Below are 23,086 nucleotides of genomic sequence, written 5' to 3'. Positions count from 1 at the left end.
GAGGACATGGTGGGGACGCAGCCGCAACCGGTGACGATTGCCTTCGATGTCATGGGAACGGACCACGGCCCGGCCGAGGTGGTCCGGGGAGCGGCGATGCTGTCGCTCGAGTCTCCCCACATCCATACGCTTCTGGTGGGGGACCGCTCGCTCATCGACGAGGCGCTGGCGGAGACGAAGCACAACGGCGAGCGCATCTCCGTGCAGCACGCGGCGGACTTCATCGGCATGGACGAGAAGCCCGGTGAGGCGCTGGCGCGCAAGCCGAACGCATCCGTGGCGGTGGCCGCGCGGCTGGTGGCGGAGGGCGAGGCCCAGGCGCTGGTGTCCGCGGGCAACACGGGCGCGGGCGTGCTGGCGTGTGCCCGGCACTTCCAGCTCATCCCCGGGGTGCGGCGTGCGGCGCTGGCCACGGTGTACCCGACGCGCTCGGTGCGCGGCGCGAAGGGCGACCCGTTCTCCCTCATCCTCGACGTGGGCGCCACGGTGGAGGCCACCGCGGACGACCTGGTGACGTTCGCGGTGATGGGCTCCGCCTACGCGCGCATCATTTCGCAGAACGACCGGCCCAAGGTCGCGCTGCTGTCCAACGGCATCGAGCCGCAGAAGGGCCCGCCCCGCGTGGTGGAGGCGCACGCGCGCCTGTCGGAGATGAAGGACATCCACTTCATCGGGAACGTGGAGGGCATCGACATCCCGAAGGGCACCGCGGACGTCATCGTCACCGACGGCTTCGTGGGCAACGTGTGCTTGAAGATGCTGGAAGGCGTCCACGACACCGTGGTGGAGCTGGCCCAGTACGCCTACAAGGAGAGCCTCCGGTGGCGCGCGGGCCTGGCCATGCTGTCCAGCGGCATCCAGCGCATCAAGGACATCACGGACTGGAACCAGTACGGCGGGGCGCCCATCCTCGGGTTCGATAAAATCTTCATCAAGGCGCACGGGCGTTCGAAGTCGCGGGCCATCGCCAACGCGGGCAAGGTCGCGGCGAAGGTGGTGTCGAACAACCTGGGCGCCGCCATCCGGGAAGGCCTGACGAAGTGAGCCTGCCGGACCGCATCGATCCGCGACCGCCGCGGCGCATCTACCGGTGGGACCTGGACAAGACGTACCTCCAGACGGAGTTCGACTCGCTCCGCGACCTGGTGCGGACGGCGTTCCAGAAGGCCCACCAGAAGGTGGCCGTGCCCGGCGCCAGCGCGCTCATCCGCGAGCTGTCGGAGAACGGCGACTCGCGGCTGTGCATCGTCTCCGGCAGCCCGAAGCAAATGCGGGCCGTGCTGGAGGAGAAGCTCAAGCTGGACGGCGTGCGGTGGGACGAGTTCGTCCTCAAGGACAACGTGGGCAACCTGCTGCGCGGCCGCTTCCGGGCCCTGCGCGGGCAGGTGGGCTACAAGCTGCCCGCCATCCTGGAGAGCCGCGTGCACGCGCCCGTGGAGGCGGAGGAAGTCCTCTTCGGTGACGACGCGGAGGCGGACGCGTTCATCTATTCGCTCTTCGCGGACCTGATTGCCGGCCGCGTGGATGAACGCGTGCTGTCGCAGGTGCTGGAGGCCGGCGGCGTCTACCCGGACGACGCGATTCGCGTGCGCGAGGCATGGAAGAAGATTCCGGTGGGCGACCCGGTGCGCCGCATCTTCATCCACCTGGACCGGCTCACGCCGCCCGCGCACTTCACGGCGTATGGCCCCCGCGTGGTGCCCATCTTCAACTACTTCCAGGCCGCGCTGGTGCTGCTGGCGGATGGCCACCTGACGGCGCCGCAGGTGCTGAAAATCGCGGTGGAGATGGTGCAGACGGCGGGGCACAACATCATCACCCTGTCCAACTCCTTCCAGGACCTGCTGCGGCGCGGATTGCCGCTCCAGCAGGCCGCGGTGGCGCTGTCCCAGGCGCTGGAGGGGCCCAACAAGCTGCTCGCGGCGATGCGGCCCATGCCGGACATCCTGGCCGCGTTCAGCAAGCGCCTGGCCGCGCTGGGCACGCCCCCGCCGCCGCCGCCGGTCCAGGCGGTGGACTACGTGTCCCTCATCCACCACGCGCTGCCGAGAAACCACAAGGGCCGGTCCAAGCCCGGGTAGGGCGCGGCCTGCCTGGCTGCCCTGGTGGCGGACCTGCGTTCCCCGCGTGGCCCGGCCCCAGAACGTTTTCCGGCGCTGGGGTGTTGATACAGGACAGTGAAAACGCGTTCCCCGTCCCGAGGCCCGGAACAGGAGGGCAGGCGATACGCCCCGCCAGCCGACGACATCCGACAACAATGTCGTCACTCGCTACTCCCTACCCGGAGGATGCGGTATAGACGGCTGGCCATCAAGCGCTCCGTGTGGGGCGCCACTGGCTGATGACGCGAGATTTGACTGAAACGCCGCCTGCCGGCGGTCTGCTGCCACCTGCGCCCGAGAACGACGCGCGCGAGGTTGCCTCTCCCGAGGCGGCAGGGACTTCCGAGCGCGGCGCACAAGAGGTCCCCATGAACTCCAATCCGGAGCTGTCGGCGCCCCCCGAAGAGGACAGCGCCTCCGAGCCCCAGGCCGCCAACGCGCAGGCCCCCGAAGAGACCCTCGAAGCCCAGGCCGCCACCCCTGCCGAGCCGGCGTTCCCGCCCCCCGCTCACGCCGACGCTGAGTCGGACGACGAAGAAGAGGAAGACGACGAGGCGGACGCCTCCGACAACGGCCTGGATGAAACCGTCCTGGGCGCGGAGGCCGCCGAGGCGGTGCTCGCCGCCGCCGAGGCGGAGGACGCCGCCGAGGCCCGTGACGAGGACCTGGAGGAGGTGCCCACCGTCCTCGAGCCCGAGCCGGAGCCCACGCCCGCGGAGCGCGCGCTGCATGCGCCGCACGTGCGGCCCACCGGTGAGCCGGCGGAAATCGACCCGGACGAGCTGGACCCGGACGCGCTGAAGGTGGTGCTGCGTCTGCACCAGCACGGCCATCAGGCGTACATGGTCGGCGGCTGCGTGCGCGACCTGCTGCTGGGGCGCAAGCCGAAGGACTTCGACATCGCGACCAGCGCGACGCCCAACGAGGTGCGCGGCATCTTCCGGAACTGCCGGCTCATTGGCCGCCGTTTCCGGCTGGCGCACGTCTACTTCAAGGGCGGGAAGATCATCGAGGTCTCCACCTTCCGCGCGAATCCGACGGAGCTGGAGGCCGCCGCGAACGCCAACAGCGGCGAGGAGGACGGGGACGGTGAGGACCTGCTCATCACCCACGACAACGTCTTCGGCACGGCCCAGGAAGACGCGCGCCGCCGCGACTTCACCATCAACGGCCTGTTCTATGACGTTGCCGAAGGGCGCGTCATTGACTACGTCCGGGGTCGCCGCGACCTGGACGAGCGCTTCATCCGCACCATCGGCGACCCGGAAGTGCGCATGCGTGAGGACCCGGTGCGCATCCTGCGCGCCGTGCGCTTCGCGGCGAAGCTGGAGCTGGACATCGAGTCGCGCACGTACGCGGCCATGGAAGGCGCGGTGGAGGACCTGCCGCGCTGCGCTCCCGCGCGCCTGCTGGAGGAGACCTTCCGGCTCATCCGCGGCGGCGTGTCCGCTCCGGCGCTCAAGCTGTTGGACGCGCTGGACGCGCTGAAAATCCTGCTGCCGCCCGTCAACGCCTACCTCAAGCAGCACGGCAAGGAAGGGGAGAAGACCTTCTATGCCTTCGCCGAGTCACTGGACCGGCGCGTGTCCTCCGGCGAGGCGCTGGACGACGCCATCCTGCTGGCGATGTTGCTGATTCCCATCAGCCGCACGACGGGGCCCGAGGAGACGCAGGAGGGTGGCCGCGCCTCTGTGTCCCAGGTGGTGGAGGACCTGCTGGCCGGGTTCGTCCAGTCCGCGCGCCTGCCGCGCCGCATCGCCGAGCGCTGCCGCATGCTGCTGTTGGCCCAGCGCACGCTGTCGGGCGAGCGCCGCCGCCGCAGCGCCGCGTTCAAGCGCCACCCGCTCTTCAACGAGGCCCTCACCGTCTTCGAGATGACGGTGGAGGCCACGGGTGAGAACCGCGAGCAGTTGGAGGCATGGAAGGCCGGCGAGGTGCCGCAGCCGCGCTCTGCCGCCGGTGAGAGTGATGGGGATTCTGGTGGGCAGCGCAAGCGCAAGCGCCGCCGCCGTCGTCGCCGTCCCTCCTCGAATGGCTCTTCTGGCGACAGCGCCGGTGGTTCCGAGTCGAGCTCGGACGCGGGCGACGCCTGAGGGTGACGTCTCTCGGCTCGGGGCACGACTCCGGGCCGAGTCTGTTGGGCGCGGGCCCGCCAACGCGCGAGCGTTGAGCCTCCGTGCTGGGGCAACGCACGCCTTGATGGCATGAGGCGCCTTCGCGGCTCAGGACTTCGGCCCGTTTGGCGCTGTCGGTAGCCCTGCGAAGGGGCAACGCACGCCTCGCAAGGATGAGGCGCCTTCGCGGCTCAGGGCTTCGGCCCGCTCTTGTCCACGGGCCGCTCGGAGCGGTGGTCTGGATTGTCGGTGGCTTCGCTGCCCGCGATGTCCGCGGTGGTGATGGCCTTGCTGCCGAATCGCTCCGCGATTTTGTCCAACGTCGCGTTCAGCTTCGCCGTGCGCGGCGCGGCGGCGGGAAACAAGCCAAGCTGGGGCGGCTCCTCGTCCAACTGCACGCTGACGCCAGTGAGCCGCAGCGGCTTGCCCTGGTGTGATTTCTCCAGCAGCTCCAGCGCGGCGCGGTAGAGCGTCTGCCCATCATCCGTGGCCTCGCGCAGCGTGGTGCGCCGGGTGATGAGCGTGAAGTCCGAGAACTTCAACTTGAGCTGCACGATGCGCCCCTTCAGCGCCGCGCGCCGCAGCCGCCGGGCCACGCGCAGGGCCTGGGCATGCACGTGCGGCTTGAGCGCCTCCGTCCCCGCGAGGTCCTCGTCGAAGGTGTCCTCGGCGCCCACGCTCTTGGCCGCGCGGTCCGGCACCACCTCGCGCGTGTCGATGCCCTGGGACAGCTCCCACAGGTGCCGCCCGCTGGAGCCCAGCCGGTCCTCCAGCCACTCCAAGTCCCTGCCCGCCACATCCCCAATCGTCTTCAGCCCGGCCAGCTTGAGCGCCTCCTCCGTCTTCGGCCCCACGCCCCACAGGCGTGACACCGGCAGGCCCGCGAGGAACGCCACCGTCTCCTCCGCGCGCACCTCCCGCTGCCCGTTGGGCTTGGCGAGGTCCGAGGCAATCTTCGCCACGAACTTCACCGTGGCCACGCCCGCGGAGGAGGGCAGGTTCAGCTCGTCGGCAATCTCCTTGCGGATGCGCCGGGCGATGTCCGCGGGCGTGCCGAAGAGGCCCACGGACGCCGTCACGTCGAGGAAGGCTTCATCCAACGAGAGCGGTTCGATGAGCGGTGTATAGCGTTCGAAGATGGCGAACACCTGCTCACTGGCCTCGGCGTACGCGGAGAAGCGAGGCTTCACGACAATGGCGTGGGGCGCGGCCTTCGTGGCCCGGGCCATGGGCATGGCGCTGCGCACGCCGAAGGGGCGGACCTCGTAGGATGCGGCGACCACCACGCCGCGTTGGGCGTGACCGCCCACGATGACCGGCTTGCCCCGCAGGGCTGGGTTGTCCCGCTGTTCCACGGACGCATAGAAGGCATCCATGTCGACGTGGATGATGGCTCGCATGATGTGAGTCATTGTAATGGGGCCCTCTGACGCCTGGCGGAGACCGACATGAAGAGCCTGACGGAATACCTGTGGTTCGAGACGCGGGAGCGGCGCGAGCTGGTCCGCCTGACCGACACGGTGGCCTCACTGGTCCGCAAGTGTGGCATCCAGGACGGAATGGTCCTCGTCTCCGCCATGCACATCACCGCGGGCGTCTTCGTCAACGACGACGAGCCCGGCCTCCACGAAGACATCTGGGAGTGGCTTCAGCACCTGGCGCCCGCGGGCCCGGACTACCGGCACCACCGCACGGGCGAGGACAACGGCGATGCGCACCTGAAGTCGATGCTCGTCCACCACCAGGTCATCATCCCCGTCACCAACGGGAAGCTGGACCTGGGGCCCTGGCAGCAGGTGTTCTACGCGGAGTTCGACGGCCAGCGGCGCAAGCGCGTCATCGTGAAGGTGATGGGGGAGTGACAACGGCGCTCAATCCCGCTGCTCGCCTCGCGGCAGGGGGAGTCCGTGCCGCTCCAACTCCGCGCGCAGCTCCGGGGGCAGGGGGCTGCTCACCGTCATCTGCTGGCGCGTCACCGGGTGCGTCAGCCCGAGCGAGCGGGCGTGCAGGAAGAATCGCCCCAGCCCGGGGGCCTCTCGGCCACCGTAGAGGCTGTCTCCGACGATGGGCGCGCCGATGCCCGCCAGATGCGCGCGCACCTGATGCAGGACGCCGGTGAGGATGCGCACCTCCACCACGCTGAAGTCCCCCGAGCGCGACAGCACCGTGAACTTGGACACCGCTTCCCGGGCATCCTCGGCGCCGTGGGGCGCGGGCTCCACGCGGTCTGGATGCCGGGGGTGGTGCCGCAACGGGATTTCGATGTCCCCCTCGTCCGTCAGCGGGCCCGTCACCAGGGCGAGGTAGCGCTTGTCCACGGCGCGGGTGCCAAAGGCCTCGCGCACCGCGTTCCACGCATCCCGCGTCCGCGCGGCCACGACGACGCCCGAGGTCTCCACGTCCAGCCGGTGGCACAGGCCGCCCTCGCGAGCGTCCACGGAGGCCTGGGCGCATTCGGGATAGCGGGCGACGAGCGCATTCGCCACCGTGCCCGTCTCGCCGGACTGAAGCGGATGGGAGGGCCGGCCAGCGGGCTTGTCCACGAACACGAGCGCGTCGTCCTCGTTCAGCACGGTGAGCGGGAACTCCGTGTCGGGCACGGCCTCGCGCGACTCTTCCTCGACTTCGACGTCGATGCGCTGGCCGGCGGTGAGCGTCAGGCCCTTCTTCGCCGGGCGGCCATTCACCTTCACGGCGCCGGCCTCGAAGAGGCGCTTGAGGCGCGCGCGCGACAGGCCCAGCGCGTCACCGATGAACAGGTCCACCCGCTGGCCCGCCTTGTCGGCGTCCACGGTGAGGGTGTGCAGCTTGGAGGGATTCACTCGGACAGGGCCTCGTAGACTTCCTCGGCCGTCTGGAACCGGTCGTCCGGTTCCTTGCGGATGAGGCGATGGGCGACGCGCGCGAGCTGCGGGTCCCCATGAAGGTTCAGCGCCAGCACGGGGGGCGGTTCCGTCTCCAGCACCTGCCGCCAGAGCTCGTGCGGCGTGTTCGCGTCGAAGGGGGGCCGCCCGCTGAGCAGCTCATAGAGGATGACCCCCAGGCTGTACAGGTCGGAACGTCCATCCAGGGGCTCGCCCAGAATCTGCTCGGGCGCCATGTACCGGTAGGTGCCCACCAGCTTGCCCGCCTCGGTGATGGCCGCGTCGTCCGCGAGGAACTTGGCGAGCCCGAAGTCCATCAGCCGCACCTGGCGGTCATCGTCCACCATGATGTTGGACGGCTTGAGGTCGCGGTGCACCAGCCCGTGCCCGTGGATGTAGGCCAGCGCCTCGCAAATCTGGAGCATGGCGTCCTTGAGCCGCCCCAGGCGCTCGGGCCGGTTGAGGTCTTCGTCACGGGGGGCGCCTTCGGGCGGGGGCGCTCTCGGCGTGGGCGGCGGCAGGGCGAAGCCTTCCAACGAGTCATCCGAGCCGAGGTCCGCGCCTCCGGCGAAGCTCTCGAGGTCTTCGCTGGGCGCCTCTTCCGCGAAGGCCTCCAGGCCGAAGGTGCCGTCGTGCGGACTGTCGTCCGAGTCCTCCGATTCATCCATCGAGTCGTCGGAGATGCGGTGGCTGGAGGGACCGAAGTCGTCGTCGGCGGTGCGCAGCACGGACAAGGGGCTGCGAGGGGTGTGGCCACCTGGCGGGGAGATGCGGTCGTCGCTGCCCAGGTCGAGGTAATGACGCAGCGTGAGGCCCTCGATGAGCTCCATGGCCAGGTACGGCACGCCCTGGTGGACGCCGGACTCGAACACCTTCACGACGTTGGGGTGAGACAGGTCGACCAGCGTGTCGAATTCGCGGGCGAGCCTGCGCGCGGCTCGGGCGTCCCGTGCGGGGCCGGCCGAAAGCAGCTTCAGCGCGACCTCGTCGGTGGTTCGGCGGTCCAGGGCCCGATAAACGGTTCCTGCCCCGCCACTGCCAAGCGTCTCCAGAACGCGGTAGGGACCGATGACCTTCGGGGGCATGGGGTGGCGAAATCCTACGGACCACGTCGTGTCACGGTCAACGATAGGAACGCCTGATTGCTCGGAGTCCGGCAGAACCGGCGGCGGGCGGTTTTACTTTTCCGACAAACCTGGGAGAACCCGAATAAATGCGAATCGGGAAGTACCAGCTCGTGCGAAAGCTTGCGTCTGGCGGCATGGCCGAGGTCTTCCTGGCGAAGGCCGCGGGTCCACGCGGCTTCGAGAAGACGCTTGTGCTCAAGCGAATCCTCCCGCATCTCGCGGAGGACCCGGCGTTCGTGGAGATGTTCCTGGGGGAGGCTCGGCTGGCGGCGCAGCTCGAGCACCCGAACATCGTGCAGATTTTCGACTTCGGCGAGGCCGAGGGCAGCTTCTTCCTGGCGATGGAGCTCATCGACGGGCCGAACCTGCGCAAGCTGGTGAAGCGGGCGGCGGAGGAGGCGTTGCCGCCCGCGTTCTGCGCGAAGGTGATTGCCTTCGCGGCGGAGGGGCTGGCGTACGCGCACGAGTTTCGCGACGTGGAGACGGGCGAGCCGCTGGGCCTGATTCACCGCGACGTGAGTCCGGACAACATCCTGGTGTCGCGGCAGGGCGCGGTGAAGGTGGTGGACTTCGGCATCGCCAAGGTGGCGGGGCAGGGGCACCGGACGTTGACGGGTGTGGTGAAGGGGAAGGTGGCGTACATGCCGCCCGAGCAGCTCCAGGCCAAGGGCATGGACCGGCGGGTGGATGTCTACGCGCTCGGTGTGGTGCTGTACGAGTTGCTCACGGGCAAGCGGCCGTTCGACGCGACGACGGACGTGAGCGTGATGCAGGCGATTCTGTTCGAGTCGTTCATCCCGGTGGCGCAGCGTCGGCCCGACGTGCCCGTGGCGTTGCAGCAGGTGCTCGACAAGGCGCTGGCGAAGGACCGCGAGCGGCGCTACCCGGACTGCCGCGCGCTTCAGGACGATTTGGAGCGCTTCGTTCTGTCCACGGGCGAGCCGGTGGGCGCGTATCAGATTTCCCAGCGCATCGCGCAGTTCGTGTCGGAGGGCCCGATATCGGGTTCGGCGCCGTCCTACGGTGGGAGTCAGGGGGCCGTGCCCCAGGAGCCGAAGCCGGTGGCCCGGGCTTCGTCCATGGAGATGCCCGTGGACTCTCCGTCATCGACGCCGCCGATGCCCCAGTCGTTGGAGGTCCCCGCCGCGCCAGCACCGCTGGCGTCGACGTCACCGACGACGCCCATGCCGATGGCCGTGGCCAACACCGTGCGAGAGATGGAGGCGCAGTCGCCTGGAGTGCGTGACACGCTCCCGTCCTATCCGGTGGTCGTGAAGAGTCCCCAGCTTCGGTCCGGTGCCTCCACTCGCGGCACTCGAAGTGGGGCGCGGGAGCGGCTGGCGCCGCAAGCGAATGAGCCCCGCGAAACCGTGCGCCCGGCCGCGTCGAGGCGGGCCTCCGAGCTGGAGCGTAACGAGGATGCCGTGGCGATGGCGGCGGTCGCCTCGGCGGTTCCTGATGTGTCCACCGCTCCCACGCGCACACCCGCGGCGGATTCGGACGATGCCGTGCATACCCGGAGCACGGAGTATCTCGCGCCGCTGAAGGCGAAGCGCTCCGGGTTGAATGTCGCGGTGGTGGGCGGATTGGTGGTTCTGGCGGTGGGCGGGGGCATTGCGTTGATGGGCGGTGGTGCGCGTGAGGACGCGCCGGTTCGCGTCACGCCGCCGCCCTTGCCGGTGGTGGAGCGTCCCTCCGAGCCAGCGCGTCAGCGCAAGGCCCAGCCCGTGATTGTCGCGGAGTCGGTGGCTGATTCGCAGGGCGTCCAGCGGGCTGACCGTGCGCGGGTGCCTGTCCCCGCTGAAGAAACCCCGGAGGCGAAAGCGCCTGTACCCACGAGTCCCCCACGGGACGTTCAGCCAGCGGGCGCGAGCCATCCTCCGGAAAGCGCGGTGGTGGTCCCCGCGGTCGCGAAAGCTGAATCTCCCGAGCCACGGTCGACGCCACCTGCCAGTCCGCCGCGCGTTCGTGAGAGTGCGCCGGTGCACAAGGCCGCAGTGGTCGCGAAAGGACGGCTGGAGTTCCGCATCCGTCCCTATGCCGTGGTGTCGCTCGACGGGAAGGTCCTAGGCCAGACGCCTTTCGCCGCAGTGGAGGTGCCGGAAGGCCGCCACACCGTGCGGATCGTCAACAAGGTCCTGGGCAAGGACGTGACCCAGACCATCGACGTGAAGGCGGGCCAGTCCAACGTGTTCAAGTTGAACCTCGAGCTGGAATGAGCCGAGCGCCTCAGTCCCGGGCACACGGGACTGAGGAGGCTTGGGCCTACTGTGGCCAGTGGAAGATCTGGCCATTATCGCCAGCGATCCAAAGGTCCGCGGGGCTGGTTCCGGCGATGTCCCTGAAGCGGGCGCTCGTGTCCTCGTGGATGATTTGCCACTGCGTGCCGTTGTACCGGTAGACGCGGCCGCTCTGCGCGGTGATGTAGACGGAGTTGGCACCGAACGCGATGACGGACGTCAGGCTCTCATTGTGCGTGTCGGGGAAGGGCATCCGGCTCCAGGTGTTGCCATCCCAGCGAACCACCGAGTTTGTTCCGCTGTAGAAGTCTCCAACGGCAAATGCGAGCTTGTCGTTCACCACCCAGACGCCCTGGAGTCTTCCCAGGGTGGGAATGGAGTTTTGGACATCCTCGGTTTGCCACGGGCTGCTGTCGCTGGTGTATCGATAGATGCGGGCCCTGTTGTTGCCTGTGTCATAGCCGCCGACCGCGAACAGCGCTGTTCGTGAGCGTCCGTGTACGTCGTACAGGGGCGCAACCGTTGAGAACCATGTTGTCAGTGACCCCGCGCCGTTCCCGCCGTTCCAGAGGAAGGTCAGCCCTTGGTTGCCTGAGAATGTCGACGTGACGCCGTGAATTTCCAGTGCGCCGTTGTGTCGGAATCCGACGAGCCCTTGCACGACGTTGTTCAGTTGGTGGGCTTGCGTGCAGGTATCTTCGCTTCGGACGAAGAACCTGAGCAGGCCCGAGGCCGACGAGCCCATGTAGCCGCGGCCCAGGTCGGCCATGTCGACCCAGACGGCGTTGTAGCCAGGGTTGTCGTTGCCGCATCCCGAACCCGCGGGGCTGAGCTGGAATGTCGTCGAGCCAGGCGTGAGGACGGCGACGCCGCCCATGTTGCCCACGACCGTCACATCTCCCGGCGTCTCGGTGAAGATGGATCGCCACTGCCGCTCCGGCGCACCCACGAGCCGGGGCACGAAGCTGGCGCCAGCCTCCGGGCACACGCCGGGGCCGTCGGGACTACCGTCGCAGTTGTTGTCCAGGCCGTCGCAGATTTCGGGGGCACCGGGATAGGTGAACGGGTTGCCGTCGTTGCAGTCTCCGTCCCGATCAACGAACCCCGGCCCCGGAGAGGTGCAGGCCTGAACCGCCAAGCCACCGCCAAAGCCGTCTCCGTCTTCGTCCAAAGACCAGGTGCTGACGGGCACCGTGGCCTGGCAGGTAGTGCCCGTCTGCGAGGTGTCGCAAACCTGCGTGCCGGGGCATTGACCGGCCACCTCGCAGGCGGCGCCAAGTTGCGGGAACGTCTCATCAATGGCCCCATCGCAGTTGTCATCCACGCCGTTGCAGAGCTCGGGGGCACCGGGCCGGATGCTGGGATTGGTGTCGTCACAGTCATCCGCGGGCCCCAGGACGTAGCCGGCGCCGATGCCCGCGCAGAACGCGAGCGGCTCCGCGTGCATGTCACCCCGGCCGTCCTGGTCCCTGTCGGGATAGGCGTAGACGGCATCTGGTGCGTTGCAGATGACGCCGCCGTCCTGGCCGCACGCGCGGATGCCGGGGCAGTCCACTCCCATCGTGCAACTCTGTCCAAGGGAGAGTTCCACTTGGTCCGAGATGCCATTGCAGTTGTCGTCCACGTCGTTGCAGAGTTCAGCCGCGCCGGGATGAATGGCGGCGTTGTTGTCATTGCAGTCCGTGCCGCCGGTGAATACGCTGACATATCCATCCCCGTCCGCGTCCGTTGCTTGAAGCGACAGCGTTACGTCCACGGGCTCGTTTGACTTCAGTGGTGCCCGCGAAGTGGCGCTCACCACGGACAATCCGGACTCGCAGGACTGTTCGTAAGCAATTGCTTCGACTTGGAGGTCAGGGCTCCAGTCCTTCGGGGGCAACACCCCGATGACGAGTACGTCTCTCGTGCGAGTCACGAACGTGGAGAGTTCTACGGGTCTTCGCTCATCCCGAACCTTCACTGAGACACAGCCTGGAACGAAGCCCGCGGAACGGATGGTCACCCGAATTGCTCGGCAGGTCGCCTTGTCACCCAACACCGCGTCGACCTGTGCGCCCGTGATGCTCGCAATGTCGCACGGATGCAGTTCCTCGATACTGGGCACCGTGCATGCGGTAAGGACCCACGCCAGGCACAATGAAAGAAGGCGGCTCATGGTGTGCCTCGCGAACTCGAATTTTCATCGGTGAGGAGATAGGTGGTGACCGCGCCCACCGCTGCCGTCACCGCGATGCCAAACAGAACGTTGGCTCCGAGCGCTTGGCCTCGTGCCGAATCCAGATAGCGGGCTTGCTCGTCGACGAAGAGGGCTTCACGGGCGCTCTGGATATTGCTCCGCGAGCGCAGCCCGAAGTAGCTCCCTACGCCTCCGGCGACGACACCCGCGCCAAGCAGGGCCAACGGGAGCGGCTGGACGCGGAGCCCCGCGGACTTCGGGGGCCCTACCGTGCCTCGCATTTCTGTGAGGGGAGCGGGTTCAACAGGCTGGGGAGGGCTCGACGCCGCTTCGCTCGCATCCTGGGGAGCAAGAATCGGACGGTCTTCGGCTTCCGCGCGAGCCGGTGATGGCTCTTGCGTGTGGAGGGGCGCGGCATTGCTTCGCGCCTTGGCGCGCAGGTCCTCGAAATCCCGCGCCACCTTTGGAGACACCTTGATAGGGAGGTCGGCGTCGGGGCGCAGGGACAAGGCTTCGCGAAAGGCCTTGAGGGCTTTGGGGCGTTGCCCCAGGTCCGCGAGGACAATCCCTTCATAGACTCGCACCTCTACGAGTTCGTCGTCGTTGCTGGCCAGTCGCCTGGCCTTGTCGAACTCTTTCAGCGCCTGTTCATACTCAAGCTCTTCATAAAGGCGAGCTGCGGCTTCAAGTCGCGAACGGAACGGAGAATCGCTCTTGTTGGCTTGTGCGACCCAGCCCGCCGGTTGCTGCCCGAGCGCCAATCCTGGCATCAGGACGGCGTAGCTCAGGAACCACCCTTGAATGGTGAATTTCTTGAGAGAGTGGCTTGCCATGACAGGTGAGCTTACCAGCTCTGCTCGCCTGTCCAGGTTTCGGCAGGAATCGCACGGCTCCCGTGGGTGATAGGGGCGCGGTTTGCCGCAGCAGGACAAACCGCGCCCGTCAGTTCATCAGGGTGCTTGGATGCGTTTGCGGAAGTGCGCCACGCCCACGCTGGGAATCATGCTCTCCCCACGTCCCGCTTCGGCGATGTCACCGCCCAACCAGATGCCTTCCGGTGTCACGGCAATGGCTTCCGCGCTGAGGGCATTGATGCCGCCGCCAATGGGAACGAACCGCTCGCCGTTGAAGACATACGCGTGGGTGGGTGCTCCACCGTCGGGGATGAGGGTCCCCACGACAACCAGGTCGTTGCCGACGGGCAGCAGCTTCCGGAAGCTGTGAACGCCGCCCTCGTGCATGGGAGGCGGCATCCCGTTGTCAGGCGTCGCCAGCTCACGCCAGGTGCTTCCATCCCAGTGTCCGAGCGCGAGCCGACCTGGAACGGGGTTGCCCTCAAGCGTCGTCTCTTCGTTGGTGCTCGCGTAGATGCCACCCGCCCCATAGGCGACGGTGATGGGCGAGGTGCTCAGTCCTTCTCCCAACGCCTCGAAGGCGCTTCCGGTCCAGTGGGCGATGCGCCGTGCCGGGAGTTCGCCCACGTGCATGAATTCACCGGTGACGACGAAGGCTGGGCGGTCGGGGTCGTCGTTCTCGGGGCGAAGGGCCAGCTCATACACAGGGCCGTCGATGCCGTCCGCGACCACCTCGAACTGCTCGCCCGTCCAACGGAGGACTCGCGAAGCCGTCTCCACCTGCGTGGCCAGCCAGGGCCGGCCGAGCGCATCCAGCGTCAGGGTGGATGCGAACCCGTGTGCACTCAGGTCTCCGAGCGACTCCCAATCCTCACCGTTCCACGTGAGCACGTGCGACTGGAGGGCGTCCCAGTCGAGGCACATGACATAGATGTCGCCTTGCGCATTCACGGCCAGGTCCCGGCACTCCATCGCGGGAAACGCGCCCAGCGCCTGCCAGCCCGAGTCCGTGAAGCGCAGCACCGTGCTCGGCACGCGGGCGCCTCCGGCATGGGTGGTGTTCCCCATCGCATGCAGCGTGCACTGTTCTCCGCCCACGGCCAGCACGCGCGAGCCCCCGCTCAAGCCGTAGCCGGGCTCCGCGCCTTCCGCCCGCCAGTGTCCATCCGCGTAGGAGACGATGCTCTGGGACGCGGCGCCGTCGATGCTGGGGAGACTGCCCGTGACGTAGATGCGGTTGCCATCGAGCAGGAAGCGCTGGATGGGGACATCCCACAGCGGGAACACTTCGGGGGGCTCATCGCCACAGAAGAGTCGCGAGTGCCAGACAGTCCGATTGAGGCTCGTGGCTTGAGGCCACTGCGCCCAACCCGAGTCAGGGGACCACACCGCGAGGGCGTTCGCCTCGATGGCCAATGGATTCCCATAGCCCTGGCCATTGACGAAGTTGAAGCAGCCGCCGACGTGGAGCTTGCCCTCGTGGAAGACGAGGTCCGTCACCACGCCCGGGTAGAAGCCCGTGCTGACACCTTCGTCGAGCATCTCCCACTGCGTCCCATTCCAACGCGCGATGGAGCCCACGCCATCCTGGTTGAAGTCGTAGGCGAAGGTGCCGCCAGCGTAGGGGGTACCGTCGTCGCCCAGCGTGAGCGCGAAGACGCCGTTGCCAGGAATGGGGAAGTCGTACGGATGCCACGTGGTGCCATCCCACCGGGCGACCTTGTTGCTGGCGATTCCGCCCACCTGCGAGAACGCGCCGCCCACCCAGACGTCTTCACCGCTCACGAGCAGCTCGTAGACGGAGCCGTTGGCCGGTCCTCCAGGCGGAAGCTTCCACGCGGTTCCATCCCAGATGGCGAGACCGACAGCGCCAATCTCCGCGAGCTCGAACTGGCCCGCGACCCAGAGTTCGTCTCGGACGTACGCCATCGTGCGAACGAGGCCCGTGAAGTGCCCGAGGACTTGAACGCCTTCGGGCGTCATCAGCCAGACCTCGCCGCTGCGTTCTCCGAACGTGTCGTTGGTGGCCAGGGCCAGCGTGGCGTCGTCCTTCGCCGCGACGGCGGAGAAGCCCGACCCTCCGGGAATCTCTTGCGTCCAGGTTCCGGGGACGGACTCCCACTGCCCTTGATGGCGGCGGATGATGGGCGTGGAGGCCTGCGTGCCGAGCCAGCGGAAGTAACCGGTGGCGACGAGGTCGCCCGAGGGCAGCTTCGTCACGTCATACACATGCGGCGAGTGGCCATCCATGCCGGAGACGCCCGCGATGGAGAAGCGCGGGTCCCACTCGCCGTTTTCGAGAACCTCCGTGACGGAGGTGGGCTGACAGGATGCTCCCGCGTCGGGCTCGGGCTCACCCGCGTCCGGTGTGCCGCCATCGTCGAGGCCCGCATCGGGAACGCCCGCGTCATCCGTGCCGGCATCGAGTCCGGTGCCTGCATCCGGGGTGGGCGCGGGCGTGTCATCACCACAAGCGGTGAAGACGAGTCCTACGACGAGGAATGTTGCGATGCGACGTGTCCAGGTGTCGTGCAGGGGTGTGTGCATAGGGGCTGCACACGGCTGCAATCGATGGACCTCCAAACGCCCGTTGCAATGTCGAAGGCTTGAGGCGCGCGCATTTGAATTCGAGACAGCGAAGTCGCCGAATCGCTGCCGCGGCATCAGGAATCTGAGACGCCGTGCGCACGCTCGCGCACCGTGTGCCGCGCAGGCTCACTGCTTGGGTTCAGGGATACGCATCGAAGCGGGCGTTTCGTGCGCATCGAGGATTCCTGTCGCCAATCGCAGCAGCTTCGCGCGCAGCGGCGCTGGCGCGAGGACCTCGAAGCCCGTCGCCACATCGCAGAGCTGTGCGAACGCAATCGACTCGCGTTCGAAGTCCACGACCACCGTCGTGCTGCCATCCGGCGCGCGTGGCGCGGCATCGAGCCGAGCACCCTCGGCGGGAGGACGGACCTTGCGGATCGCTTCCCGTCCTTCCGGCGTCAGTCGCAGCGTGACCTCGAATTGCGCGCGCTTCTCCGCGAACCGCGCGCACCAGCGCTTCCAGAACGACGGCAGGTCGAAGCGCTCGGGCCGGGTGAACGTCTCTGGCCGCAGCCGGGCTCCGTCCACGCGCGAGCCTCGGTACACGCGGGGCTCGGCTTCGCCCGTGCTCGCGACGAGGTACCAACGGTCCGCCTTGATGACGAGCGCGTAGGGGTCCACCACTTTACGGCTCGGCGTGCCCTCGAAGTCCCGATACGTCAGGGACACGCGCCGGTCCTGCCAGACGGCGTCTCGCAGCGTCGCCAGGTGCGGCACGGGCTCGCGTTCGGGGAACCATGACGACGCATCCACGTGGAGTCGCTGCCGGGCGTATTCCAGCGCGGGCTTCTGGAGCGCGGGCAGCGCCGCCGCCAGCTTCATCAACCCCGAGCGCATCGCCGACGTCAGCCCCAGGTCCTCCAGGGCTCCGGGGGCCGCCACGGCCGCCAGGGCGTGGAGCTCCGCCCGCGTGAAGCCCGTGAGCTGCGTGCGCCAACCCTCCAAGAGGGCCACGCCGCCCGCCGCGCCACGCGTCGCGTACACCGGCACGCCCGCGCCAGACAGCGAGTCGAGGTCTCGGTGGATGGTGCGCTCGGAGACCTGGAGTTCGCGGGCCAGCTCGCCCGCCGTCATCTTCGGGCGCGTCTGGAGCAGCAAGGTCAGTTGGACGAGTCGGTCGGCACGCATCGTGGGTTCCCAGCGCGGAGTCTAGATGGGGAATCATGACAGGGGATGTCAGGATTCCCTTCGTAGGGTGTGCACACGAACCCGTCGTGCCCCCGCGCGAGAAGCGCCAGCGGGCCTGGAGGAGTGTCAGCCATGAAGCCACTCGAAGGACGCATCGCCCTGGTCGCTGGCGCCACCCGAGGCGCGGGGCGCGGCATCGCCACCATGCTCGGAGAGGCTGGCGCCACCGTGTACTGCACCGGCCGCAGCGTGAGAGGCCGCCCCGCCACGGGCTCGCGCCCGGAGACCATCGAGGAGACCGCCGAGCTTGTCGACGCGAAGGGCGGGCGAGGCATCGCCGTCCGCGTGGACCACTCCGTCGAGGCCGAGGTCGAGTCCCTGTGCGCGCGCATCCAGCAGGAGCAGGGGCGGCTCGACATCCTGGTGAACGACATCTGGGGCGGCGACGCGCTCACGGACTTCGGCCCGGCGTTCTGGAAACAGTCCGCGGCGAAGGGGCAGCAGATGTTCGAGCGCGCCGTCTTCACGCACCTGCTCACCAGCCGCCACGCCGTGCCCCTGATGCTCGCGGCCGAGCGGGGACTCCTCGTCGAAATCACGGACGGGGACTCGTTCGGCTACCGCGGCAACCTCTGGTACGACCTGGTGAAGATGTCCGTCATCCGGCTGGCCTTCGGCATGTCGCGGGAGCTGCGCCGCACGAAGGTCACCGCGTTGGCCGTGACACCGGGCTTCCTCCGGTCGGAAGAGATGCTGGAGAACTTCGGCGTGACGGAGGCGAACTGGCGCGAGGGGGCGAAGAAGGATCCGAACTTCATCGCCTCGGAGAGCCCCTGCTATGTGGGCCGGGCGGTGGCGGCGCTCGCGGCGGATCCGCACGTGGCCGCGAAGGCGGGCAGGGTGTTCAGCTCGTGGGGCCTGGCGCGCGAGTACGGCTTCACCGACGCGGACGGTTCTCAGCCGCATTGGGGCGAGCACTTCGCGCGGGCCTTCGGCCAGCCGTATCAGGTCGCCGACGCGGCGGCATACGCGTCCTGGCGCGACGGCCCCATGGAGCGTGCGTGTCCCGACTGGCCGCTCGAATGACGGGCCTGCGAGCTTGTGCTGGCCTACCTTGGCCTACACGATGGGCCATTCCGGGGAAGGAGCGGCCCACCGCCAGCGGGCGACCGGCCAGGGCCCAACCGTGACGGTTGGGGCACGCGCCCGTGGACGGCGCGCGGCGGCATCGCTAGGGTGCGCGGCTTCATGGAACGCCCTTCAGTGATCTCCGCCCTCGAACAAGCCGTGAAGGCCCGGCCCATGCCGCGCCACGTGGGCATCATCATGGATGGCAACGGGCGGTGGGCGGAGTCCCGGGGGCTGCCCCGGTTGGAAGGGCACCGGGAGGCGACGTCGAGCGTGCGTGAAGTGACGCGCACCGCGCGCCGCCTGGGCATCCAGGCGCTGACGTTGTACGCGTTCTCGTCGCAGAACTGGGCCCGTCCGGCGGAAGAGGTCGCCGGGCTGATGGACCTGCTGCGGGACTACCTGGAGCGCGAGCGCTCCGAGATTCTGGACAACGGCATCCGGCTCAACGCCATTGGCGACGTGGACCGGTTGCCGCGCTACGTGCGCGAGCCGCTGGACCGGCTGCGGGCCGATTCGGCGCACAACACCGGCATGGTGCTGTCGCTGGCGTTGTCCTATGGCGGGCGGGAGGAGATCCTGCACGCGGCGCGGCGGTTGGCGGAGGCGGTGGGGCGGGGCGAGCTGGCGGCGGGAAGGGTGGAGGAGAGCGACTTCGAGCAGTTCCTGTGGACGCAGGGACTGCCTCCGCTGGACCTGATGGTCCGGACCAGCGGCGAGCTGCGCGTGTCCAACTTCCTGCTCTGGCAGATGGCGTACGCGGAGATGTGCTTCACCGACGCCTTGTGGCCGGACTTCCGTACTGACGAGTTCCTCCGTTGCGTATCGCAGTACCAGCAGCGTGAGCGCCGGTTCGGGCTCACGTCGGCTCAGGTGCAGCGGGAGGACGCTCCTCAGCAGGCCAAGGCGTGAACGACAAGAACCGAAACCTCGTCATCCGCGTCGTCTCCGCGGTGACGCTGCTGCCGCTGGTCATTCTGATGCTCTTCCTCGGCGGGTTCTGGAGCGCGGCCCTGCTGGGGCTCGCCTCCGCCGCTTGCGTGGGGGAGTACTACCTCATTGTCCAGAAGCGCCTGACGGTGGCCTCCTGGGTGGGCATGGCCTTCGCCGCGGTGCTGCCCTTCCTGCCGCTGCGGGACGCGGCGCGCACGGGCGAGACGGCCTTCTGGCTGACCATCGTCTTCGCGTTCTTCGCGTGGATCTACCACCTGTTCAAGGGGCCGCTCGCGGAGGCGCCGACGCGGACGGCGCACCTGGTCAACGGCTTCCTGTACGGCGCGGTGGGCCTCACGGCCATGTCCGCGCTGCGCCTGCTGCCCGATGACGGCATGGCGTGGGTCATCTGTGCGCTGGTCATCACCTGGGCCAACGACACCGCCGCCTACTTCTTCGGGCGCTTCATGGGGAAGCACAAGCTGTACCCCGAGGTGAGCCCCAACAAGACGTGGGAAGGGTTCTTCGGCGGCATGCTCGGCTCGGTGGGCGGCATGTTCATTGCCCGTCAGTTCTTCTTCCCGGTGTTCACGGTGTGGGACTGCGTGCTGCTCGGCATCGCGGGTGGCATCCTGGGGCCGGTGGGCGACCTGTGTGAGTCCATGCTCAAGCGCGCCTATGGCGTGAAGGACTCGGGGTTCCTCATCCCGGGCCACGGCGGCGTGTTGGATCGCATCGACGCGCTCCTGTTCAATGCCCCGCTGGTGTTCGTCTACGTGCAGTTCGTCCGGGGCCTGTTGCCCTAGGCGGCGCGTTCTCCGGTTGCCTGTCTGCTGGACAGGCCCGGTTGCGCGTTGTCCGCTCAGGCGCCCACGATTAGTGTTGCGCCCATGCTCCAAAACATCGGGTTCTTCGTCCTGTTGCTCGGCGTGCTCGTGACGGTGCACGAGCTTGGCCACTTCCTGGTGGCGAAGGCCTGTGGCGTGAAGGTCCTGAAGTTCTCCATCGGCTTCGGGCCGAAGCTGATCGGCTTCACGAAGGGCGAGACCGAGTACCAGATTGCCCTGCTCCCCCTGGGCGGCTACGTGAAGATGGCGGGGGACATGCCCCACGAGGAGCTCAGCCCGGAGGAGGCCAGCCGGGGCTTCCTGGCGCAGCCGCCGTGGAAGCGGGGCCTCATCGTCCTGGCGGGGCCGGCCTTCAACCTCATCTTCCCCGTCCTCGTCTATTTCTTCGTCTTCCTCGGGCCGCACCAGGCGACCTCCACCTACGTGGGCGCCGTGAGCCCGGGCTCGGCCGCGCAGGCCGTGGGCATTCTCCCGGGGGACCGGGTGCTCTCCGTGGATGGGACGCCCGTCCGCACGTTCAACGAGATGCGGGAAGCGCTCGTGGGCCGTTTCGATCAGCCCCTCCCCATTGTCCTGGATCGCAATGGCGAGAAGCTGACAGTGGAGTTGACGCCCAAGAAGCAGGTGGACTCGAACCCCGTCGAGACGGTGGAGCGGGGCTCCATTGGCGTGGAGGCCACGGCGAAGCCGGCCATCCTCGGCGTGCCTCCGGGCTCGGCGGCAGAGCAGGCGGGCCTGCGCACCTTCGACCGCATCCTGGCCATCAACGGCGTGAGCGTGGACACGGAGGGCCGTTTCCAGACGGAGATGGACAAGCATGCGGTGGGCACGCCGCTGGAGCTGACCGTGCGCCGCATGGATCCGGTGGCGGCGGGGGCGGTGACCGGGCGGGCGGCCACGGTGCTGAAGGTCACCATGCCGAAGCAGGAGGGCGTGGGGCCGGCGACGTTGGGCGCGGAGACGCCGGACCTGTACATGGCCACCGTGGCGCCTGGGAGCGCGGCGGAGAAGGGCGGCCTGCGTCCTGGAGACCGCGTCCTCGCGCTGGATGGCAAGCCGCTGGAGTCGTTCTACGCGCTGTCCCTGACGTTGAACGGGTTGAAGGAGCGCCCCTTCGAGCTGACGTGGCGGGGCGCCGACGGTGAGCGCACGGCGACCCTGGCGCAGGCGCCGCTGAAGATGGAGGACGAGATGGGCACGGCGACGTCGCCCATTGTCCTGGGGGTGCGCAACTGGGGGCTGTCCGCCGCGGACATGCCGGTCGTCGACGAGGTGACGGTGTACATGGGGCCGGGCGCCGCGCTGAAGGAGGCCGCGCTCATCGTCCCGAAGATCGTCAAGCAGATGGTGCTCGTGCTCGGCAAGCTGGTGACGGGCTCGGTGCCGATGAGCACCGTGGGCGGCCCCATCATGATGTACCAGTTGGCGTCCAAGAGCGCCGAGCAGGGCCTGGACAGCTTCCTCCACCTGATGGCGCTCATCTCCATCAACCTGGGCGTGATGAACCTGCTGCCCATCCCCGTGCTGGACGGCTTCCACCTGCTTTCCGCCGCCTGGGAGGGAATTCGCCGCCGCCCCATCCCTGTTCGCGTCCGCGAAGTGGCCAACATGGTGGGACTGGCGCTGCTCGTCCTGCTGATGCTGTTGGCCGTGACCAACGACATCACCCGCTAGAGGACGCATGCGAGGAACCGCCGTTGCCGGACTGCTCTCCGTGGCCTTCATCTCCTCCGCCTGCGCCTCGCGGGCGGCGAAGCCCGACGCGGAGGAAGGCACCGCCACCCGCCCGCCCCGTTCCCGAAGTGGCACGCCGGGCGTGACGAAGCGCGAGCAACTGCCCCGCTCCTACCTGGGAGAAGGGCTGGCTTCTTTCTACGGCCCCGGCCTGCACGGGCGCCCCACCGCCAGCGGTGAGCGCTTCAACCAGGAGGCGATGACGGCCGCGCACCGCAAGCTGCGCTTCGGCTCCTGCCTGCGCGTGGTGAACATGGAGAACGGCCGCGCGGTGAAGGTCCGGGTGAATGACCGGGGGCCCTTCGTCGACGGCCGCGTCGTCGACCTGTCCAAGGGCGCCGCGCGGAAGCTGGACATGCTGGACAAGGGCGTGGTGCGCGTGCGGCTGTACCGCTGCGACGACCGCTTGTCGGAGATTCCGCAGGCAATGTGGGCCGCGCCGGTGTAGTGAGCCGTCCCATGTTTCTCGCGCTGGACACCTCGACGTTGACCCTCTCGATGGCCCTGGTGGAGCGTGCGCCCGATGGCGGGCTGCGCACCCTGGAGCACGTGGTGGTGGGGCCGCCGCGAAAGCAGAGCGAGGCGCTTCCCGGCATCGTCGGGGAGCTGCTGGAGCGGCACGGCGCCACGCTGCCCGCCCTGGAGGGGCTGGTGGTGGGCCTGGGGCCGGGCTCCTTCACGGGGCTGCGCATCGGCCTGGCGACGATGAAGTCGCTGGCCTACGCCACGGGGTTGAAGGTGGCGGGGGCGTCGTCGTTGGCGGCCATCGCGCTGGAGGGCCCCGAGGACGTGCCGCTGTACTGCCTCGCGGTGGCGCGCAAGGACGACCTGTACCTGGGCGCGTACGTGCGACGGGGCGGGACGGTGGAGGCGTTGGATCCGGAGACGGCGATGTCTCCCGCCGAGGTGGCCGCGCGCATGGCCGCCGAGCCCCGGGCGCTGGCCCTGGGACCCGCGCTGGAGAACTACCGCACCGCCCTGGTGTCGCACGGGGTGGCGCCGGAGCGGCTGCTGCCAGCACCCGCCTTTCCGTCCGCGGTGGCGCTGGCCCAGCTCGCGCGTTTCCCGGAGCAGCAGTCGCTGGAGGCGATGTTCGCCATGGAACCGCACTACGTGCGGGCCTCCGAGCCGGAGCGCAACCCGAAGTTCCCGCCGCTGCCCGGGCCGGCGCCCACCGCACGGTTGAAGGAAGACTGAGACGTCGCGTGGCGCTCGCGCTCCCGGGCCCCGGTGGCGTAAAGGACGCGCC

Annotated in this window: 18 protein-coding genes; 11 read left to right on the top strand and 7 right to left on the bottom strand. The window is 68.5% G+C overall.

The annotated features are described in order from the left end of the window. Positions 1–6 precede the first annotated feature (6 nt). The 3 genes from plsX (at position 7) to pcnB (ending at position 4,195) form a co-directional block, all read left to right on the top strand. A complete protein-coding gene (gene plsX / locus A176_RS21710; RefSeq protein WP_044890124.1) occupies positions 7–1,044 on the top strand; it encodes a phosphate acyltransferase PlsX in 1,038 nt (345 codons plus the stop codon). Next, positions 1,041–2,081, top strand: a complete 1,041-nt coding sequence (locus A176_RS21705) for a phosphatase domain-containing protein (protein WP_002639045.1) — start codon at positions 1,041–1,043, stop codon at positions 2,079–2,081. The genes plsX and A176_RS21705 overlap by 4 nt, the downstream gene beginning before the upstream one ends. A gap of 389 nt (positions 2,082–2,470) precedes the next feature. Continuing rightward, complete coding sequence (gene pcnB / locus A176_RS21700) at positions 2,471–4,195, top strand: polynucleotide adenylyltransferase PcnB (RefSeq protein WP_002639046.1); 1,725 nt, start codon at positions 2,471–2,473, stop codon at positions 4,193–4,195. Positions 4,196–4,407: 212 nt separating this feature from the next. Here pcnB and A176_RS21695 read toward each other — a convergent pair whose 3' ends face one another. Further along, positions 4,408–5,616, bottom strand: coding sequence for a DNA polymerase IV (locus A176_RS21695; protein WP_002639047.1), 1,209 nt, complete (start codon positions 5,614–5,616; stop codon positions 4,408–4,410). Between the two features lie 48 nt (positions 5,617–5,664). Here A176_RS21695 and A176_RS21690 point away from each other — a divergent pair, with 48 nt between their 5' ends. Then, complete coding sequence (locus A176_RS21690; protein WP_002639048.1) at positions 5,665–6,078, top strand: secondary thiamine-phosphate synthase enzyme YjbQ; 414 nt, start codon at positions 5,665–5,667, stop codon at positions 6,076–6,078. Positions 6,079–6,087: 9 nt separating this feature from the next. Here the strand turns inward: A176_RS21690 and A176_RS21685 are convergent, their stop codons facing one another. Together A176_RS21685 and A176_RS21680 are read right to left on the bottom strand one after the other, a co-directional pair. After that, the gene (locus A176_RS21685) at positions 6,088–7,038 is read right to left on the bottom strand and encodes an RluA family pseudouridine synthase (RefSeq protein ID WP_002639049.1); all 951 of its coding nucleotides are present in this window, start codon (positions 7,036–7,038) and stop codon (positions 6,088–6,090) included. Continuing rightward, positions 7,035–8,165 (bottom strand): serine/threonine-protein kinase, encoded by a 1,131-nt coding sequence (locus tag A176_RS21680; RefSeq protein WP_002639050.1) that lies wholly within the window; start codon positions 8,163–8,165, stop codon positions 7,035–7,037. Before A176_RS21680 ends, A176_RS21685 begins: the two co-directional genes overlap by 4 nt. 128 nt (positions 8,166–8,293) lie before the next feature. Here A176_RS21680 and A176_RS21675 point away from each other — a divergent pair, with 128 nt between their 5' ends. Beyond that, positions 8,294–10,426: a serine/threonine-protein kinase gene (locus tag A176_RS21675; RefSeq protein WP_002639051.1), complete on the top strand. Its 2,133-nt coding sequence runs from the start codon at positions 8,294–8,296 to the stop codon at positions 10,424–10,426. A 46-nt stretch (positions 10,427–10,472) separates the two neighbouring features. Here the strand turns inward: A176_RS21675 and A176_RS21670 are convergent, their stop codons facing one another. The 4 genes from A176_RS21670 to A176_RS21655 form a co-directional block, all read right to left on the bottom strand. Continuing rightward, a complete protein-coding gene (locus A176_RS21670) occupies positions 10,473–12,602 on the bottom strand; it encodes a putative metal-binding motif-containing protein (protein ID WP_002639052.1) in 2,130 nt (709 codons plus the stop codon). Then, on the bottom strand, positions 12,599–13,456 hold the full coding sequence (locus A176_RS21665; protein ID WP_049872352.1) for a tetratricopeptide repeat protein: 858 nt from the start codon (positions 13,454–13,456) through the stop codon (positions 12,599–12,601). Before A176_RS21665 ends, A176_RS21670 begins: the two co-directional genes overlap by 4 nt. Before the next feature lie 117 nt (positions 13,457–13,573). Continuing rightward, positions 13,574–16,024, bottom strand: coding sequence for a hypothetical protein (locus tag A176_RS21660; protein ID WP_002639054.1), 2,451 nt, complete (start codon positions 16,022–16,024; stop codon positions 13,574–13,576). Positions 16,025–16,192: 168 nt separating this feature from the next. Further along, positions 16,193–17,194, bottom strand: coding sequence for a helix-turn-helix transcriptional regulator (locus A176_RS21655; protein WP_002639055.1), 1,002 nt, complete (start codon positions 17,192–17,194; stop codon positions 16,193–16,195). Between the two features lie 132 nt (positions 17,195–17,326). Between A176_RS21655 and A176_RS21650 the strand changes: the two genes are divergently transcribed. The 6 genes from A176_RS21650 to tsaB all read left to right on the top strand — a co-directional run bounded on the left by A176_RS21650 (position 17,327) and on the right by tsaB (position 23,034). After that, the gene (locus tag A176_RS21650) at positions 17,327–18,280 is read left to right on the top strand and encodes an SDR family oxidoreductase (RefSeq protein WP_002639056.1); all 954 of its coding nucleotides are present in this window, start codon (positions 17,327–17,329) and stop codon (positions 18,278–18,280) included. Between the two features lie 162 nt (positions 18,281–18,442). Then, positions 18,443–19,234, top strand: a complete 792-nt coding sequence (uppS, locus tag A176_RS21645; RefSeq protein WP_044890125.1) for a polyprenyl diphosphate synthase — start codon at positions 18,443–18,445, stop codon at positions 19,232–19,234. Next, on the top strand, positions 19,231–20,061 hold the full coding sequence (locus A176_RS21640) for a phosphatidate cytidylyltransferase (protein WP_002639058.1): 831 nt from the start codon (positions 19,231–19,233) through the stop codon (positions 20,059–20,061). Before uppS ends, A176_RS21640 begins: the two co-directional genes overlap by 4 nt. 84 nt (positions 20,062–20,145) lie before the next feature. Next, positions 20,146–21,777: an RIP metalloprotease RseP gene (rseP, locus tag A176_RS21635; protein WP_002639059.1), complete on the top strand. Its 1,632-nt coding sequence runs from the start codon at positions 20,146–20,148 to the stop codon at positions 21,775–21,777. 7 nt (positions 21,778–21,784) lie between these two features. Further along, complete coding sequence (locus tag A176_RS21630) at positions 21,785–22,285, top strand: septal ring lytic transglycosylase RlpA family protein (protein WP_002639060.1); 501 nt, start codon at positions 21,785–21,787, stop codon at positions 22,283–22,285. Positions 22,286–22,296: 11 nt separating this feature from the next. Further along, entirely contained in the window at positions 22,297–23,034 is a 738-nt protein-coding gene (tsaB, locus tag A176_RS21625; RefSeq protein WP_002639061.1) for a tRNA (adenosine(37)-N6)-threonylcarbamoyltransferase complex dimerization subunit type 1 TsaB, read from the top strand. Positions 23,035–23,086: the final 52 nt, after the last annotated feature.

Origin of the sequence: Myxococcus hansupus (assembly GCF_000280925.3) — a bacterium.
Lineage (GTDB): Bacteria > Myxococcota > Myxococcia > Myxococcales > Myxococcaceae > Myxococcus > Myxococcus hansupus.
This window is presented reverse-complemented; position numbering and strand designations above follow the sequence as displayed.

Excerpts from the sequence above, each read along its gene's own strand:
- plsX (WP_044890124.1), top strand. The coding sequence starts at position 7 with ATGGTGGGGACGCAGCCGCAACCGGTGACGATTGCCTTCGATGTCATG.
- pcnB (WP_002639046.1), top strand. The coding sequence starts at position 2,471 with ATGAACTCCAATCCGGAGCTGTCGGCGCCCCCCGAAGAGGACAGCGCC.
- A176_RS21695 (WP_002639047.1), bottom strand. The coding sequence starts at position 5,616 with ATGCGAGCCATCATCCACGTCGACATGGATGCCTTCTATGCGTCCGTG.
- A176_RS21690 (WP_002639048.1), top strand. The coding sequence starts at position 5,665 with ATGAAGAGCCTGACGGAATACCTGTGGTTCGAGACGCGGGAGCGGCGC.
- A176_RS21680 (WP_002639050.1), bottom strand. The coding sequence starts at position 8,165 with ATGCCCCCGAAGGTCATCGGTCCCTACCGCGTTCTGGAGACGCTTGGC.
- A176_RS21675 (WP_002639051.1), top strand. The coding sequence starts at position 8,294 with ATGCGAATCGGGAAGTACCAGCTCGTGCGAAAGCTTGCGTCTGGCGGC.
- A176_RS21670 (WP_002639052.1), bottom strand. The coding sequence starts at position 12,602 with ATGAGCCGCCTTCTTTCATTGTGCCTGGCGTGGGTCCTTACCGCATGC.
- A176_RS21665 (WP_049872352.1), bottom strand. The coding sequence starts at position 13,456 with ATGGCAAGCCACTCTCTCAAGAAATTCACCATTCAAGGGTGGTTCCTG.
- A176_RS21660 (WP_002639054.1), bottom strand. The coding sequence starts at position 16,024 with ATGCACACACCCCTGCACGACACCTGGACACGTCGCATCGCAACATTC.
- A176_RS21655 (WP_002639055.1), bottom strand. The coding sequence starts at position 17,194 with ATGCGTGCCGACCGACTCGTCCAACTGACCTTGCTGCTCCAGACGCGC.
- A176_RS21650 (WP_002639056.1), top strand. The coding sequence starts at position 17,327 with ATGAAGCCACTCGAAGGACGCATCGCCCTGGTCGCTGGCGCCACCCGA.
- uppS (WP_044890125.1), top strand. The coding sequence starts at position 18,443 with ATGGAACGCCCTTCAGTGATCTCCGCCCTCGAACAAGCCGTGAAGGCC.
- rseP (WP_002639059.1), top strand. The coding sequence starts at position 20,146 with ATGCTCCAAAACATCGGGTTCTTCGTCCTGTTGCTCGGCGTGCTCGTG.
- A176_RS21630 (WP_002639060.1), top strand. The coding sequence starts at position 21,785 with ATGCGAGGAACCGCCGTTGCCGGACTGCTCTCCGTGGCCTTCATCTCC.
- tsaB (WP_002639061.1), top strand. The coding sequence starts at position 22,297 with ATGTTTCTCGCGCTGGACACCTCGACGTTGACCCTCTCGATGGCCCTG.